This is a genomic window from Blastococcus sp. URHD0036, from assembly GCF_000701365.1.
Lineage (GTDB): Bacteria > Actinomycetota > Actinomycetes > Mycobacteriales > Geodermatophilaceae > Trujillonella.
Genome location: NZ_JNIK01000015.1, coordinates 60,256 through 76,137, shown reverse-complemented (window position 1 = coordinate 76,137; position 15,882 = coordinate 60,256). Strand labels below are relative to the sequence as shown.

14 protein-coding genes are annotated in these 15,882 nt (G+C 74.6%); 7 read left to right on the top strand and 7 right to left on the bottom strand.

From position 1 onward, the window contains the following. Positions 1-6: 6 nt before the first annotated feature. From N555_RS0114565 to N555_RS0114545, 5 genes are all read left to right on the top strand, one after another. On the top strand, positions 7-2,622 hold the full coding sequence (locus tag N555_RS0114565) for a LuxR C-terminal-related transcriptional regulator (RefSeq protein WP_156036374.1): 2,616 nt from the start codon (positions 7-9) through the stop codon (positions 2,620-2,622). 96 nt (positions 2,623-2,718) lie between these two features. After that, positions 2,719-2,925: a hypothetical protein gene (locus N555_RS0114560; protein ID WP_029432227.1), complete on the top strand. Its 207-nt coding sequence runs from the start codon at positions 2,719-2,721 to the stop codon at positions 2,923-2,925. Positions 2,926-2,986: 61 nt separating this feature from the next. Continuing rightward, the gene (locus N555_RS28760; protein ID WP_029432226.1) at positions 2,987-5,188 is read left to right on the top strand and encodes a LuxR C-terminal-related transcriptional regulator; all 2,202 of its coding nucleotides are present in this window, start codon (positions 2,987-2,989) and stop codon (positions 5,186-5,188) included. Positions 5,189-5,254: 66 nt separating this feature from the next. Then, entirely contained in the window at positions 5,255-5,530 is a 276-nt protein-coding gene (locus N555_RS0114550; protein WP_029432225.1) for a hypothetical protein, read from the top strand. Positions 5,531-5,606: 76 nt separating this feature from the next. Beyond that, the gene (locus tag N555_RS0114545; protein ID WP_081866239.1) at positions 5,607-6,569 is read left to right on the top strand and encodes an HAD family hydrolase; all 963 of its coding nucleotides are present in this window, start codon (positions 5,607-5,609) and stop codon (positions 6,567-6,569) included. Positions 6,570-6,600: 31 nt separating this feature from the next. Here N555_RS0114545 and N555_RS0114540 read toward each other — a convergent pair whose 3' ends face one another. The 3 genes from N555_RS0114540 to N555_RS0114530 are packed head-to-tail and all read right to left on the bottom strand — an operon-like array spanning position 6,601 to position 9,468. Continuing rightward, positions 6,601-6,816, bottom strand: coding sequence for a hypothetical protein (locus N555_RS0114540; RefSeq protein WP_029432223.1), 216 nt, complete (start codon positions 6,814-6,816; stop codon positions 6,601-6,603). A 10-nt stretch (positions 6,817-6,826) separates the two neighbouring features. Continuing rightward, positions 6,827-7,075, bottom strand: a complete 249-nt coding sequence (locus N555_RS0114535) for an amphi-Trp domain-containing protein (RefSeq protein ID WP_051684089.1) — start codon at positions 7,073-7,075, stop codon at positions 6,827-6,829. 35 nt (positions 7,076-7,110) lie between these two features. Beyond that, positions 7,111-9,468, bottom strand: a complete 2,358-nt coding sequence (locus tag N555_RS0114530) for an arylsulfatase (RefSeq protein ID WP_029432221.1) — start codon at positions 9,466-9,468, stop codon at positions 7,111-7,113. A 171-nt stretch (positions 9,469-9,639) separates the two neighbouring features. Here N555_RS0114530 and N555_RS0114525 point away from each other — a divergent pair, with 171 nt between their 5' ends. Then, a complete protein-coding gene (locus N555_RS0114525) occupies positions 9,640-11,991 on the top strand; it encodes an arylsulfatase (protein WP_029432220.1) in 2,352 nt (783 codons plus the stop codon). Between the two features lie 21 nt (positions 11,992-12,012). Here N555_RS0114525 and N555_RS0114520 read toward each other — a convergent pair whose 3' ends face one another. From N555_RS0114520 to N555_RS0114510, 3 genes are all read right to left on the bottom strand, one after another. Continuing rightward, positions 12,013-12,366, bottom strand: coding sequence for a hypothetical protein (locus N555_RS0114520; protein ID WP_029432219.1), 354 nt, complete (start codon positions 12,364-12,366; stop codon positions 12,013-12,015). A gap of 106 nt (positions 12,367-12,472) precedes the next feature. Next, the gene (locus tag N555_RS0114515) at positions 12,473-13,279 is read right to left on the bottom strand and encodes a YhjD/YihY/BrkB family envelope integrity protein (protein WP_029432218.1); all 807 of its coding nucleotides are present in this window, start codon (positions 13,277-13,279) and stop codon (positions 12,473-12,475) included. 98 nt (positions 13,280-13,377) lie between these two features. Beyond that, positions 13,378-14,832 (bottom strand): DUF2252 domain-containing protein, encoded by a 1,455-nt coding sequence (locus tag N555_RS0114510; protein ID WP_029432217.1) that lies wholly within the window; start codon positions 14,830-14,832, stop codon positions 13,378-13,380. Between the two features lie 170 nt (positions 14,833-15,002). Here N555_RS0114510 and N555_RS0114505 point away from each other — a divergent pair, with 170 nt between their 5' ends. Next, complete coding sequence (locus N555_RS0114505) at positions 15,003-15,572, top strand: potassium channel family protein (protein ID WP_051684088.1); 570 nt, start codon at positions 15,003-15,005, stop codon at positions 15,570-15,572. Between the two features lie 9 nt (positions 15,573-15,581). Here N555_RS0114505 and N555_RS0114500 read toward each other — a convergent pair whose 3' ends face one another. Next, a complete protein-coding gene (locus N555_RS0114500; protein WP_029432215.1) occupies positions 15,582-15,848 on the bottom strand; it encodes a three-helix bundle dimerization domain-containing protein in 267 nt (88 codons plus the stop codon). Positions 15,849-15,882: the final 34 nt, after the last annotated feature.

The window sequence follows — 15,882 nt, the reverse complement described above, 5'->3', positions numbered from 1 at the left end:
GCTCGGATGGGCGGCCCTGCCGCTGCGCCACGGGTACCGGCCGGGAAGACGGCGGTCCCGGAACTACCCGGCGAGTTCACCCCCCGCCGGGCGCTGCGCACGCTATTGGAGGCCGCCTCGGCCGACCAGGTGATCGTGGTCAGCGCCCCGGCAGGCTCCGGCAAGACGCTGCTGCTCGCCGACTGGGTGCGCGAGAGCGACTGGCTCCCGACGGCGTGGGTCTCGCTGGACTCCGACGACGACGATCCCCGCCGGTTGTGGTCGGCCGTCGTGGGTGCCCTGCTCACGCTCCCCCCGGCCGCCGCGGACCCGGCTCTGCTGCGGCTGGCCGGCCGCCTGCCCGGCGCTGCCCCCTCCGACGTCGTGGAGGACCTCGCCGACGCACTCGACGACCTGGCGTCCCCGGTGCGGCTGGTCCTCGACGACGTGCACGAGCTCACCGACCCCGGAGTGCTGGGCGACCTCGCGCGACTGGTGCGCCGCGATCCGTCCGGCGTCTCGCTGGTCGTCGCCGGCCGCACCGACCCGCCGATCTCGGTGCCCCGGCTGCGGCTGGAGGGGCGGCTGTTCGAGGTCCGGGCCGACGCCCTGCGCTTCAGCCGGGACGACGCCGCGGCCCTGCTCGCCGCCTCGGGGCTGGACCTGACCCCGCGGCAGGTGGCCGTGCTGCACGCGCGGACCGACGGCTGGGCGGCCGGACTGCGCCTGGCCGCGCTGGTCCTCTCCCGGACCGACGACGTCGACGCCTTCCTCGCCTCCTTCTCCGGCGACGAGCGCACCGTCGCCGACTACCTCACCGGGGAGATCCTCGACGGCCTGGACCCGGGGACCGGGCGCTTCCTGCGCGCCGTCAGCGTGTGCACGCCGATGCCGGCGGCGCTGGCCGCGGAGCTCACCGGCGAGACCGCGGCGGAGTCGCTGCTGGACGAGGTGCACGCCTCCACCGGACTGGTGGAGAGGACCGCCCGCGGCGACCACCGCATCCACCCGCTGCTGCGCTCGTACCTGGTCGCCGACCTCACCCGGCAGGACCCCCGGCGCGCCCGCGAGCTGCACGCGACCGCGGCCCGGTGGTGGTCGGCCCGGGGCGAACCGGTGCACGCGCTGCGGCACGCCGAGAAGTCCGGGGACCGGGACCTCGTCGCGGAGCTGCTCCGCCGCTCCGGGATCACCCTCCTGCTCGCCGGCGATCTGGGCCCGCTGCGCCGCGCCCTGGCCGCGGTCGGTCCGGACGCCCGCGCGGGCGACCCGTGGCTCGCGCTCACCGCCGCGATCACCCACCTCGACGAGCGCGCCCTCGCACCCGCGGCGGCCGAGCTCGCCGACGCCCGCCGCTCCTGGCCCGATGCCCCCGGGCCGGCCCTGGAGACCCTGCGGGTGAGCGCGGAGCTCCTCGGCGGCGCCCTGGGCCTCCCCGGCCCGTCCCTGCCGCGCCCGCGCAGCGCGGCCGAGGACGTCGATCCGGTCATGGCTGCCCTGTTCAGCCTGAGCCAGGGCGTCGCGGAGCTCAACGCCCCGGCCGGCGCCGACGTCGCACGCGCCGGGGTGCACCTGACCCGGGCCCGCGGCCTCGCCGCGGACCTGGGCCTGGGCTATCTGGAGGTGCAGAGCCTCTCGATGCTCGCCACCCTCGCCACGATGCGCGGCGACCTGCGCGGGATGGCCACCGCCGCCGCCGATGCCGTGGCCGCCGGCACCCGCGACGGCCGGCACCCCTCCGCCTGGACGGCCGGACCGGCCGGGCTGCTGGCCTACGCCGACCTGCTGCGCGGGGCTCCCGCGGCGGCCGCCGCGCGGGCCGAGGCCGCGCTCGACGCCTGGGAGTCGGCTCCGCCGGAGGCGACGTACACCCTGCACGGCGTGCACGGTGCCGCCGTCGCCGACCTGGGACGCCGGACGGAGGGCCTGGTCGAGCTGCGGACCGCCCGGGCCGCCCTCGGCGACGCGCCCGTCCCCCCGACGGTGCTCACCGGGCTGGCGGCGCTGGAGCACCGGGTGACGCTGCTGAACGGCAACCTGGCCGCCGCCGCGCAGGTGGCGGACTGGCTGGCCGGGCGGGTCGGCCCGACCGGGGAGACGTTGCTCCTCCGCGCCTGGGAGGAGGCCGCCGCCGGACGGTACGAGGCGGCCGCAGCCATCGTCGCACCGGTGCTCGAGCCCGGGGCGGTGACGCTCCTGCCCGGGACGACGGTGGAGGCGCACCTCCTCCGGGCAGAGGCCGACCTCCAGCGGGGCGAGCAGGCCGGCGGCCGGGCCGCGCTCGAGACGGCCCTCGCCGAGGCCGAGCCGCTGGACCTCGTCCGCCCGTTCGCACTCGCCGGGCCGCGTACGCGGGAGTTGCTGGCCGGCCAGACCGCCGCCGCCCGCAGGGGCTCGTTCGCCGCGCAGGTGGCCGCCGCCGGCGCGGCCGTCGTCCTGGAGACGCCCGCCCTGCTGAGCGAGCGCGAGCTGGCCGTCCTGGCCCTGCTGCCCTCGCTGCTGAACGCCCGCGAGATCGCCGACGAGTTCACGGTGTCGGTGAACACGGTGAAGAGCCACATCCGGTCCATCTACGCGAAGCTCGGGGTCTCCTCCCGCCGCGAGGCGGTCCGGGCCGCCGCCGACCGCGGCCTGCTGTCGTGACGGTTCACCTGGCCGGGGTGAGGGCGGCCGACGGGCCCTGCTGCGACGCTGGTCCCCACGACGGCGCCGGCCCCGGCGGCCGCGACGGAGGTCGGGATGCCGGATCGACGCTACGAGGTCCGTGTCGCCGGACGGCTGTCCGAGCGGGTGCGGGACGCCTTCACCGAGCTCGATGTGGCGGAGGTGACCGCGGAGACCGTCATCTCCGGTGTGGTCCACGAGGACGAGCAGCTGCACGCGCTGCTGGCGATGGTGCAGTCGCTGGGCCTGCACGTCGTGTCCGTCCAGCAGGTGGCTCCCTGACGTCCGGTGCCGGGCCCTGACCGCGCCCCCGGCGGTCGCGCCCGCGCCGGCCGCGGAACCGGTGCCGCGCTCCCCCGGCCTCCTGCCGGTCGAGCTCACCGAGGCCAAGCTGTTCCGGCCCGGTACCCGCCCCGGCGTCGTCCCGCGCCCGGAGCTGCTGGCCCGGCTCGCCGCCGCCCGGGACGCGCCGACGGTCTCGGTGGTCGCCCCCGCCGGCTACGGGAAGACGACCCTGCTGGCCCTCTGGGCCGCCGCCGACGACCGGCCCTTCGCCTGGCTGTCGCTGGACCGGCACGACGACGACCCGATCGTGCTGCTGACCCACCTCGCCGTCGCCCTGGACCGCGTGGTCCCCCTGCCGCCGGGGGTCTTCTCGGCCCTGCGGACGGCGGGGGTCTCCGTCCCGGCCACGGTCGCCCCCCGGCTCGGCGCGGCCCTGGCTCGGTCGCCCCGGCCGCTCGTCCTGGTTCTCGACGACGTGCACGTGCTCGGCGACGGTCCCTCGCTGGACGCGCTCGTGACGCTGGTGCGGCACCTGCGGGGCACCGTGCAGTTCGCCCTCGTCGGCCGCGGGATGCCCGTGCCGCTGGCCCGCGCACGGGCCGAGGGCCGGGTCGCCGAGATCGGCACCCGGGACCTCGCGTTCACCCAGCAGGGTGCCCGGAGCCTGCTCCGGGCAGCGGGAGCCGACCTCCCCGACCCCCGGGTCGCCGAGCTGACCCGCCGCACCGAGGGCTGGCCCGCGGGGCTCTACCTCGCCGCCCTCGCCGGCACCCGGGACGCCGGCGGCGGGGACGACCGCCTGGCCGCCGAGTACCTGCAGGCCGAGCTCCTGGCCCGGCTACCGGCCCCCGACGTCGACTTCCTGGTCCGGACGTCGGTGCTGGACCGGCTCAGCGGTCCGCTCTGCGACGCTGTGCTGGAGACCACCGGCTCCCGCGCGCGGCTGGCCCGGCTGCAGGCGGCCAACCTCTTCCTCGTCCCGCTCGACGGCGCCGGCGAGGAGTACCGCTACCACGCGCTCTTCCGCGGGCTGCTGCGGTCGCACCTCGATCCCGGCACCGCCCGGGAGCTGCTGCGCCGCGCGGCGGCCGCCTGCCAGGCCGCGGGCCGGCTCGAGGACGCGCTGCACCACGCGCAGGACGCTGGGGACGTCGACCGCATGGCGCAGCTGACCGTCGCGCTCAGCCAGCCCCTGTACGCGGCGGGCCGGTCGGCGACGGCGATGGGCTGGCTGGAGGAGCTCGGGCAGCGCGGTGCGGTCGAGCGGTACCCGGCGGTCGGCGCCATCGGTGCCTACCTGTGCGCCCTGACCGGCCGGCCGGCGGCGGCCGACCGCTGGCTGGACCTCGTCGACCGCCGGGTCGCGCGGGACCCGGCGTCGGTGGACGACGGTGCCGCGATGTGGCTGACCGTGGTCCGCGCGCTCATGTGCCGTTCCGGCATCGAGCAGATGCAGCAGGACGCCGAGGCCGCCTCCCTCCCGGGCGCCGGCTCCGCCGCCGACACCGAGTACCCGGTGCGGCTGTTCCTCGGCGGGGTGGCCCGGATGCTCGGGGGCGACGCCGACGGGGCGGAGGCGCGGTTCGCCGACGCCCTCGAGCTGATCGACGAGACCCGCCGGGCGCCGCTGTTCTGCAGCGTGCTCGCCCACCAGGCCCTGCTCCGGCTGGACCGCGGCGACTGGGCCGGCGCGGAGCCGCTCGTCGCCCGCGCCCTGGCGACGGCCCGGCTGCGGCACACCACGTCCCACGTCACGAACGCGCCGGTCGTCGCCCTGGCGGCCCGGATGGCGGTGCACCGGGGCGACGTCGCCACCGCCCGCGACCACCTCGCCGAGGCGCAGCGGTTGCGCCCGCTGCTCTCCCACGCCGTCCCCTGGGCCGCCGTGGAGGTCCTGCTGCAGATGGCCGAGGTGGCCATCGGGCTGGGCGACCCGCAGGGCGCCCGGCAGTTCGTCCGGGACGCCGAGTCCGTGCTCCGCCGCCGTCCCGGCCTGGGCGTGCTCGGCAGCCGCTCCGAGGAACTGCGTGACCGCCTGGCACGGCTGCCGGTCGCGGAGAGCGCGACGCTGACGGCGGCCGAGTTGCGGCTCCTCCCCCTCCTGCTGACCCACCTGACCCTGACCGGCATCGCCGGCCGGCTGTTCCTCTCCCCGCACACGGTGAAGTCCCAGCTGTCGGCGACCTACCGGAAGCTCGGCGTCCACTCCCGGAGCGAGGCCGTCAGCCGCGCGCGCGACCTCGGGCTGCTCGCCCCCTGACCGCAGAGCGGACATCACCCGATTCGTCCGATGCGGGAGCCGCCCCCGCCCGGCCAGGCTGCCGCCATGGACCTCGGCCCGGTGCACGACCGAGCGCTGCCCGGCGCAGACGGCGACCAGCTGAGGCGCACGCTCGCGTTCGCCGGCTCGTGGACCTCCGACGACGGCCAGGTGAGCATCGAGCACACCCGCGGCGCCACCGGCTACTCCGCGGCCCGCTTCACCGGCTGCTGCCGGATCTGCGCCCGCGCCGGGCTCACGCCCCGCGGTGGTGAGCCGCTCGCCGACCTCGTCGCTGCCGCGCGGTTCCTCGCGGCCCACCACCACGGTGAGGTCGACTGACGGCACCGTCGTCCCCGGTGCCCGATCGCCCGCCCGAGGTGATCCGGCCGCCCGGCCGCCGGCGGATCGTCCTCCCATGACGCAGAGCGAGAGCCCCGTCCGCCTCACCGCGCCCGACGGGACCCTGTCGTGCTGGCGGCCGGGACCGGCCCGGGAAGCCGTGCTCGCCTTCGTCTCCGCCGTCACCGGCCAGGACGGTTCGACGCCGGTGCCCACCGAGAAGCGGGTGGCCGTCTTCGACAACGACGGCACGCTGTGGTGCGAGAAGCCGATGCCCATCCAGCTGGACTTCATCCTCCGGCGACTGGTGCAGATGGCCGGCACCGACCCGGCGCTGCGCGACCGGCAGCCGTGGAAGGCCGCGGTCGAGCAGGACGTCGCGTGGCTGGGGCAGGTCATCACCGACCACTACGCCGGCGACGACCGCGGCGCGCAGGTCATGATGGCCGGCATCCTGGCGGCGTTCGACGGCATGGACGTCGAGGAGTTCCAGGACCGCGCCGACACCTTCCTGCGCACGGTGGCCCACCCCAGCCTCGGCCGCGGGTACCTCGGCTGCACGTACCGCCCGATGGTCGAGCTGCTCGACCTCCTCGCGGCCCACGGGTTCACCTCGTACATCGCCTCGGGCGGTGGCCGGGACTTCGTCCGGCCGGTCAGTGCCGAGCTGTACGGGATCCCGCCGGAGCGCGTGGTCGGCAGCACCCCGACGCTGGCCTACGTCCCGGGCGAGGGCGGCGGCACGATCACGCACACCCCCGCGCCCGACTACCTCGACGACGGCCCGCAGAAGCCGGTCCGGATCTGGAGCCGGGTGGGCCGCCGGCCGCTGCTCGCCGCCGGCAACAGCGACGGGGACGGCGCGATGCTCGACTTCGCCGAGCAGGCCGACGCGCCCTTCCTCCGGCTGCTGCTCCTGCACGACGACGGCGACCGCGAGTTCGCCTACACCGCCGGCTCGGAGAAGGCCCTCGAGCGCGCCGACCAGCAGGGCTGGACGGTGGTCAGCATGAAGGACGACTGGACGACGGTCTTCTGACGCCCTGCCGGTCCTGCCGCCCGCCTGAGGGTCAGCGGCGGACGGACGGGACGCGGTGGGCGGACACGACGACGAGCCCGAGCGTCCGGCACTGCGCCAGGATCCCCAGCATGTGCGACTCGTCGATCACCTCGCCGCGGAGGGTGGCGCCGGCGCCGTCCTCCTGGATGCGCATGTCGCAGAACGCCTCGCGCGCCTGATCGGTGAGCCGGCCGTCCACCCGGAACTCGAACGGCACCGTCGTCATCGCCTGCCCCTCATCCGTCGCTCTGCGGCCGCGCCGCCGTGGGCCACTTCAGTTCGATCTCCACCTCGACCTCGTCCCCGTCGACCTCGATCTCGGCCTCGAGTCGGAGCTGCTCGGGGACGTCCAGTTCGACGGTGCTGTCGGCCAGCCCGATCGTGACCCGTCCCTTGCCGCGGAGCTGCTGGGCGAGGTCCGCGAGGAACTGGGCGGCCTCCTGGCGGCTCATGCCGGCCTTGCGCTCGATCTTGACACCGGACACGGAGTCCTCCGTTCTCGTGGGGATGGGCGCCGGTGTCACTCGCGGGAGAGCATCGCCGCGGCCTCGCGCTCCATGTCGACGTACGGGGTGCCGGAGACGTCGATGGCCACCTTGTGCACCGTGCCGCCGGTGAACGACCAGGGCGCCTCGCCCGGGTAGTCCTCCGTGACCGCCTCCCCGCTGTCCCGGCCGACCGTGAGGCCCTCCCCGGCCAGGGAGAACATGCCCGGCTGGGTGCGGATCTCGCCCTCGCCGACCTTGTGGTCGCCGTGGAAGAGCGACAGCGTGCCGCGGGCGCTGCCGGGGGGCTCCTCACCGGTCTTGGTGAAGCTCGCCGAGAGGATCAGGTTCTCGCCCCGCGGCAGGTCCTCGGTGCCGTCGACCCGCTGCTCCATCACGCCGGCGTAGTTGTTCACGTAGTGCAGCCGCCCGTCCTTCACGTAGAGGGCGTGCCCGCCGAACCGGCTGCCGTGCGCGAACAGCACCCCCTGAGCGCCGCCGTCGGCGAGGTCGACCAGCGCCCCGATGCTGAAGTCCCGGTTGCGGACGTTCACCGCCACGTGTTCCGGGATCTCGGCCGCGCCCGGGTGGTAGACGTACCGGTCACGGGGCGGGATGAGCTGCGGCCTCGGCGTCAGGATGATCTCCAGCGCGGAGCGGTCGTCGAGCGGGAAGGCGTTGTTGGTACCCGCCTCGTAGAACCACAGGCCGATCAGCTCGGCCAGCTTCTCGGGCTCCTGCTGCGCGAGGTCGTGCAGCTCCGACCGGTCCACCTCGACGTGGTACAGCTCCCACACGTCGGACTGGTAGTCGCCCCAGCCGCCCAGCGCCGGGTGCGTGGTGACCGCCTTCCACCCGTCGTGCCAGATCCCGCGGGTGCCCAGCATCGAGTAGAACTGCGTCCGCTTGGTGGTCGCGGCGTCGGCCGAGCCGAAGCTCGAGGACATGCTCACGCCCTGGACCGGGATTTGCGTGACGCCCCGCACCTCGTGCGGCTCCGCGATCCCCAGCGACTCGAGCACCGTCGGGACGAGGTCGATGGCGTGGTGGTACTGGTGCCGGACCTCGCCGCGGGCGGGGAGGCCGGCCGGCCACGAGACGATGCACGGATCGGCGGTGCCCCCGTTGAACGAGTAGCGCTTCCACATCTTGAACGGGGTGTTGAAGGCCATGGCCCAGCCGGTCGGGTAGTGGTTGTACGTCTGCGGCCCGCCGAGCTCGTCGAGCATGGCGAGGTTCGCGGCCAGGTCGTCGGGGATGCCGTTGAAGAACTTGTTCTCGTTGACCGACCCCTCCGGGCCACCCTCGCCGCTGGCCCCGTTGTCGGAGACGACGAACACGAGCGTGTTCTCCAGCTGGTCGATGGACTCCAGGTAGTCGAGCAACCGCCCGATCTGGTCGTCGGCGTGGGAGAGGAAGCCGGCGTAGACCTCGGCCATCCGGGCGAACAGCCGCCGCTCGTCGGCCGACAGGCTGTCCCACGGCTTCGTGTAGTCCAGCGGCGGGAAGGGCTTGCCGTCCGGACCCGTGCGCGTCTCCGGCGTCCCGATCGGGTTGATCGGCGGCAGCTCCGTGTCGGCCGGCACGATGCCCAGCTCCTTCTGGCGGCCCAGGATCTGCTCGCGCGCCGCCTCGTAGCCCATGTCGAAGCGGCCCCGGTAGCGGTCGGCCCACTCGCGCGGGACGTGGTGCGGGGCGTGCGCGGCACCGAGCGCGTAGTAGAGGAACACCGGCCGCTCGGGGGCGATGGTCTTGACGTCGTCGATGAACTGGATGGCCTTGTCGGTGAGGTCCACGCTCAGGTGGTAGCCCTCGGCCGGGGTGCCCGGCGGCTCGACCGGGTGGTTGTCGTGGACCAGGTCGGGATACCACTGGTTGGTCTCCGCGCCGAGGAAGCCGTAAAAACGCTCGAACCCCCGGCCGACCGGCCAGTTCCGCTTCGAGGCGGCGAGGTTCATCTCGTCCTGGGCGCAGAGGTGCCACTTGCCCACCATCGCCGTGCTGACGCCCCGCTCGACCAGCACCTCGGCGATCGTGGCGCACTCCGGCGGCACGTGTCCGTTGCCGTTCGGGAAGCCGGTGGCCGCCTCGGTGATGCAGGCCATGCCGTTCGTCGTGTGGTTGCGCCCGGTCAGCAGGCACGAGCGCGTCGGCGAGCACAGCGCGGTGGTGTGCCACTGCGTGTAGCGCAGGCCCTGGGCGGCGATCCGGTCGATGTTCGGGGTGTCGATGAGCCCGCCGTAGCAGCCCAGCGCACCGAATCCCACGTCGTCGAGCACCACGTAGACGACGTTGGGCGTCCCGGGTGGGGCGACCGGCTGCGCGAACGGCGCCCAGTCCGGCGTCGAGTCGCGGATGTCGAGGTCGACCACACCACGGAACGGTTCGGACATGTCGGCTCCTCAGCTCGGGCGGGTTGTCCCGAGCGTCGGACGGCGCGGCGGCCCCGGCCTCACCTCGACGGGATGAACCCGGTCGGCGGTCATCCGGAACGGGGGGCGCGCGGCGGCTCCGCGGGTGGTGCCCTGGCCATGCCGCTGCCCGCCCGACCACCGGAGACCGACATGGCGTTGACCGAGTACCCCGCCGGAACACCGTTCCCCGGCGTGATCGGCCGGACCACCGACGAGTCCAGCCCCGCCTGGCCGCGGCCCGCCCGGCCGGTACCCGGCTCCCCCAACGTCCTGATCGTCGTCCTCGACGACACCGGGTTCGGCCAGCTGGGCTGCTACGGCAGCCCGATCGCCACCCCCCACATCGACGCGCTCGCCGGGAACGGGCTGCGCTACAGCAACATGCACACGACCGCCCTGTGCTCGCCGAGCCGGTCGTGCATCGTCACCGGGCGCAACCACCACAGCAACGGCATGGCCGCCATCACCGAGCTGGCGTCGGGCTTCCCCGGGTACAACGGCGTGATCCCGTTCGAGAACGGGATGCTCTCGGAGATGCTCCTCGAGCAGGGCTACAACACCTACATGGTCGGCAAGTGGCACCTGACCCCGAGCAACCACGAGACCGCCGCCGGCCCGTACGACCGCTGGCCGCTGGCGCGGGGCTTCCAGCGCTTCTACGGCTTCCTCGGGGGCGACACCAGCCAGTGGTATCCGGAGCTGGTCCACGACAACCACCAGGTGGAGCCGCCGGCCACGCCGGAGGAGGGCTACCACCTGAGCGAGGACCTGGTGGACAGGTCGATGCAGTTCATCGCCGACGCCAAGCAGGTCGATCCGGACAAGCCCTTCTACCTGCACCTGTGCTTCGGGGCTGCGCACGCGCCGCACCACGTCGCCAAGGAGTGGGCCGACCGCTACGCCGGGCAGTTCGACGACGGCTGGGACGCCTACCGGGAGCGGGTCTTCGCCGCCCAGAAGGAGATGGGGATCGTCCCTGCGGACACCGTGCTCTCCCGGCACGACCCGGACGTCCCCGACTGGGACGGCCTGCCCGAGCCGTCGCGCCGGCTGTTCAGCCGCTTCATGGAGGTGTTCGCCGGCTTCCTGAGCCACACCGACGCGCAGATCGGGCGGCTCGTGGACTTCCTCCGGGAGCGCGGCGACCTGGAGAACACCGTCGTCATGGTCGTGTCGGACAACGGCGCCAGCGCCGAGGGCGGGCCGACCGGCACGACCAACGAGGCGCAGTTCTTCAACAACGCCCAGGAGCCCCTGGAGGACAGCCTCGCGCGGATCGACGAGATCGGCGGCCCCACGACCTTCAACCACTACCCCTGGGGCTGGACCTGGGCCGGCAACACGCCGTTCCGGCGGTGGAAGCGGGAGACCTACCGCGGCGGCGCGTCCGATCCCTTCATCGTCAGCTGGCCGGCCGGCATCGCGGCCCGGGGTGAGGTGCGCTCGCAGTACGCCCACATCATCGACATGGTGCCCACCGTCCTCGACGTCCTGGGCATCGAGCCGCCGGCCACGATCCGGGGCGTGACGCAGTCACCCCTGCAGGGCGTGAGCTTCGCGAAGAGCTTCGACGACGCGGCCGCGCCGAGCGACCACCACACCCAGTACTTCGAGATGCTGGGCCACCGGGCGATCTACCACGACGGCTGGCGCGCGGTCTGCCCGTGGCCCGGGCCCTCGTTCGCCGAGGCCGGCATGGGCTTCGGGCAGCCGATCTCGGCCGAGCAGCTGTCCGAGCTCGACGCCCGCGGCTGGGAGCTCTACCACCTCGACGAGGACTTCGCCGAGAACCAGGACGTCGCCGAGGCCCACCGGGACAAGCTGATCGCCCTGATCGCCACCTGGTACGTCGAGGCCGGCCGGTACGGCGTCATGCCCGTCGACGGCAGCGGTCTCCAGCGGATCATCGCCGAGAAGCCGCAGGCGGCCGCCCCGCGAACCAGCTACAGCTACATCCCGGACACCCAGTCCGTCCCCTTCTTCGCCAGCCCGAAGGTGCTCAACCGGCCACACAGCATCACGGCGTCGGTCGACATCCCCGAGGGTGGCGCCGAGGGCGTGCTGCTCTCCCAGGGCGGTGCGCCCGGTGGCTACTCGTTCTTCCTGAAGGACGGCGCGCTGCACTACGTGCACAACTACGTCGGCCGGAGCCTGCACCGCGTCTCCTCACCCGACCCGGTCCCGGCCGGGACGCACGAACTCCGCTTCGAGTTCGAGCCCACGGGTGAGGCGGACCTGGCTGCCGGCCGGGGCGCCCCCGGGCGCCTGCAGCTCTACGTCGACGGGACCCTCGTCGCGGACGCCGAGGCGCCGGTGACGACACCGTTCATCGTCAACCCCGGGGCGCTCACCTGCGGCGCCAACCCGGGCTCCCCCGTGACGCCGGAGTACGCACCCCCGTTCCGGTTCACCGGCACGCTGCACGGCGTGACCGTCGACGTGTCCGGGGACCTCGTGCAGGACAGCGAGAGCGAGATCCGGCTGGCGATGGCCCGGCAGTGAGCCGGTCCCCCGGACGGCCGGTCAGCGGTCGTCCGGGGTGCCCCCTGCGGCGGACAACCGCCCGGCCAGCCAGGCGTCCAGCCCGGCCAGCAGGTCCGCGGCCAACCGGTCCAGCGACCACGACCGCCATCGGCGCTCCTCGAGCAACCGCACGAGGGGCGTGACGCGCGGGTCCCCGCGGTCGGCGGCCTCCACCGCGTGCGGCTGTCCGACCGCCGCCTCCGGCAGGCCCGCGACGAAGGTCAGCACCGCATGGCGGTCGGCGGCGCCGACCACCAGCCGCGCCAGCATCACCGCGGTGAGCCCGCGCCATCCGTAGGGCTCCACCGCGGCCGCGACCGCCGCGGCACGCTCGTCCTCCGGTCTCCCGGCCACGTCGCCATCCCCCTCGCCGGCGTCGTCGGCACGCTCGCGGGCTGGGCGTGACTCCCGGACGGGGGTACCCGAGGCGGCCCGCCGCATGCGCGGCGCCCGCCGCCGGCTACGGGACGAGGGGGACGTCGGCCGCCGGCCGCCCGGCGCCGGCGCGCAGGGCCCGCGCACGGAACCGGCGCGCCCACGGCTCGGGTGCCCGGTCGAGCTCGGCGGCGATGACGGACGACGCGACGACGATCACCGCGATCGCGAGCAGCCACCCCACCAGCGCGAGGGTCACCCCGAACAGCCCGTACCGGAGGCTGTAGCTCTCGAGCAGCCGCGGCATGTAGACGGTCGACACGACCCCGTACGCGCCGGTGCACACGGCCGTGAGGAGGCCGAGCGGGAGCAGCCGGCGCCACTCCAGCCGCCGGTCCAGGAGCAACCAGGGCACCGCCGTCCAGACCAGTGCGCTGGCGATCCCGGAGACGACGACCACCCCCAGGCCCGGCAGCGGGAGCGGCTGGACGAGGTCGCGCGCGAGGTAGAGGACGGCGATCCCGAGCACCAGGGCACCGAGCCCCGCGGCGGCGTGCAGCGTGTGCCCCACCCCCGGCCGCGGGGGCAGGCGCCAGGTCTGCTGGTACAGGTGCTGCATCCGCCGGGTCAGGGAGAGACCGGAGAAGAGCAGCAGCAGGACGCTGAACACGCCGGTCGCGCCGTCGCCGCTGTGCGCGAAGAGCTCCCGCATGGAAGCGGCCGTGTCGCCGGTCAGCCGGAACCGGCCGATGAGGGCGTCGGCGACGACGTCGCCCTGGTCCTCCGGGGCCAGCGCGGCGACCAGCAGCACGAGCGGCACCAGCGCGGTGAAGGCCTGCGAGGCGATGACCAGTGCCCGGTCGATGCCGCGCACCGCGAGGAAGTCCGTCACGCAGCGGCCCGCGAACGTCGTCTCCAGCCGGCGGACGACCGCCGCGATCCCCTGGCGTGTCAGCGTCCCTCCCCCTCCCGGTGCTCAGGGCCGACGGCTCACACGCCGGACTCCGCGGCGATCCGGCCCGAGGCGATGGCCTGGACCAGCGCCCGGTGGTCCCGCTCGTTCTGGTCGGCGTAGGCGGCGGCGAACGTGGCGATCGCCTCGTCGAAGGCTGACCCGCCGCCCAGGTAGGCGGCCAGGGCGATCCGGTCGCCGGACCGGGCGTGGGCGCGGGCGAGGGTCCAGCCGCAGATCTCGCCGTAGGCCAGCATGCCTTCCGGCCGCATCGTCTCGATGACGGCCGACCCCTTCCAGTCGCGCAACTGGCGGACGTAGAAGTCCCGCGTCGCCCCGTCGATGCCCGTCGCCCGCACGAAGCCCAGGAAGATGTCGCTGACGGCCTGCATCAGCCGCTGACCGACGACCACCCGCTGACCCGAGTTGTCGTACGCACTCGCGCCGGCGAACGCCTCGAGCACCGAGGGCCCGGCCTCCTTGGCCTGCAGGAAGAGCGGGTTCGCGCCGTCCTCCAGCAGCAGGATCATCCAGGAGCGCGTGCCCACGCTGCCGACGCCGACCACCTTCCGGGCGATGTCCACCATCCGGTACCGGTCGAGCAGCACCCGGCGCTCGGGCTCGAGCGTCTCCGCGTAGGCCGTGATGACGTGGCGGACCCCGTCCTCCAACGCCCTGGCCTCGGCCGGATCGGCCACCAGGTCCCGCAGCGGGACGACCAGCGGGGGCTCGGCGTTGAGCCGGGCTCCGCCGTCGGAGACCGCGGCGAACCGGGCGAGGGCGCCCATGTTGTCCCGCGTCTGGGCCTTGGCCACGGTCTTCTCGAGGACCTTGCGCTGCTTCGCCCGCAGCGAGGCCGCGGCGAGGGCCTGGATGCGGTCGACGTCCGCGTGCGCGTACCAGACCGTGAGGGCGTCGAGGTCAGCGAACTCCCGCATCGCCCGCCGATAGCCCGCGACCGTGGCGAGCACGATGCGGCGGCGGTCCTTGGCCGGGTAGCCGTTGGAGCGCGCCGCGATCTCCAGGCTGGTGGCCAGCCGCTTGACGTCCCACTCCCAGGGCCCGGGCGTGGTCTCGTCGAAGTCGTTGATGTCGAACACCAGGCGTCGCTCGGGCGAGGCGAACAGGCCGAAGTTGGCCAGGTGGGCGTCCCCGCAGGCCTGCACGACCAGCCCCGACCGGGGCGTGCCCGCCAGGTCGCTCGCCATGGGCAGCGCCGCCCCCCGGAAGAAGGCGAACGCCGAGGACGCCATCCGCCCGTACCGGATCGGCAGCAGCTCGGGGACCCGGGTGAGTCCCTGGCCCTCGAGCAGGCCGATCGGGTCCGGCCGGACCGGGCCCGCCGAGAAGTCGGCATGGCTCTCCCGGGGCACCTCGGCGCGGGCCGCGCGACCACGCGCCACGCGCTGCTCCCGCGTCGCGGGGACGGCCGGCGCGGCAGCCGGGACGGGGGTCGCGGCGCGGCGGCGCCGTGGAGCGGTGCTGGTCGTCATGGGATGTCCCTCGTCGGTGGCCGTTCCCCGTCTCGCCTGCGGACGTTCCACCGCTGGACGGCGGCCGGCATCCTCCGGCGGGGGTGACAGCGGGGCGTGCGAGCACCTCCTGGCGCGCTCATCCACACCGGGCGATCCCCCGACCGGTCCCGCGCCGCGACCGTGGACCCATGCGAGGTCCCAGCACCGGGTCGCCCGCGCGCCGGACGGTGGCCGGCTCGCTGCTGCGCTCCGCCGTCACGGCGGCGGTGCTCCTCGTCCTGTACTACGCGGCACCACTGGACCGGCCGCTCGACGGCCTCACCGGAGTGCTGTTCCTGGCGGCGCTGGCGCTGTTCGGCGTCGTCATGGCCGTCCAGCTGAGGGGCATCATGCGGTCGGCCACCCCGCGGCTGCAGGCCATCCGTGCGGTCGCCGTCGGCCTCCCGATGCTGTGGGTGGTGTTCGCGGCGACGTACTGGATCGTCGACGCCGAGCAGGTCGGGGCCTTCACCGAGCCGCTGGACCGCACCGACGGCCTCTACTTCACGATCACCGTCTTCTCGACGGTCGGTTTCGGTGACATCACGCCGGTGTCGGAGCTGGCGCGGGTGCTGGTCACGGTGCAGATGCTCGTCGGGCTCGTGGCCGTGGGCGTGCTGGCGAAGCTGGTCCTCGGCGCGGTGAAGGTGGCCGTCGCCCGGAAGGACGGCGAGCCGGTTCCGGCGGGGCTGGGCGAGGAGCTCCCGGACGCCCCGTGATCCGTGGGATCAGCCGTGCGCGGGCGGGCGCAGCCTCAGTCGCACCGCGCGTTCGACGAGGATGGGCAGGAAACGCTCGACGGTCGCCCCGGCGAACCGCGCCCGGGCCGCGCCCAGCTCCGTCAGCACGCGCCGCCGGGCCACCTCGTCCCCCCCGGCCTCGTCGAGCAGTCTCGCCTCGAGCCGGGCGAGCTGCTCCCCGACCGGTCGGTTCCCGGAGACCAGGGCCGCGCGAGGCGGGGTGTACGGGATGGCGCTCGACACCTCGACGGTCATGGTCGTCCTCCGGTTCCTCGGCCCCTTGGCCGGG

Bases quoted from the DNA above. Each gene is read 5' to 3' on its own strand.
- N555_RS0114545 (WP_081866239.1), top strand. From the start codon at position 5,607: ATGACGCAGAGCGAGAGCCCCGTCCGCCTCACCGCGCCCGACGGGACC.
- N555_RS0114505 (WP_051684088.1), top strand. From the start codon at position 15,003: ATGCGAGGTCCCAGCACCGGGTCGCCCGCGCGCCGGACGGTGGCCGGC.
- N555_RS0114540 (WP_029432223.1), bottom strand. From the start codon at position 6,816: ATGACGACGGTGCCGTTCGAGTTCCGGGTGGACGGCCGGCTCACCGAT.
- N555_RS0114560 (WP_029432227.1), top strand. From the start codon at position 2,719: ATGCCGGATCGACGCTACGAGGTCCGTGTCGCCGGACGGCTGTCCGAG.
- N555_RS0114565 (WP_156036374.1), top strand. From the start codon at position 7: ATGGGCGGCCCTGCCGCTGCGCCACGGGTACCGGCCGGGAAGACGGCG.
- N555_RS0114550 (WP_029432225.1), top strand. From the start codon at position 5,255: ATGGACCTCGGCCCGGTGCACGACCGAGCGCTGCCCGGCGCAGACGGC.
- N555_RS0114510 (WP_029432217.1), bottom strand. From the start codon at position 14,832: ATGACGACCAGCACCGCTCCACGGCGCCGCCGCGCCGCGACCCCCGTC.
- N555_RS0114525 (WP_029432220.1), top strand. From the start codon at position 9,640: ATGGCGTTGACCGAGTACCCCGCCGGAACACCGTTCCCCGGCGTGATC.
- N555_RS0114500 (WP_029432215.1), bottom strand. From the start codon at position 15,848: ATGACCGTCGAGGTGTCGAGCGCCATCCCGTACACCCCGCCTCGCGCG.
- N555_RS0114530 (WP_029432221.1), bottom strand. From the start codon at position 9,468: ATGTCCGAACCGTTCCGTGGTGTGGTCGACCTCGACATCCGCGACTCG.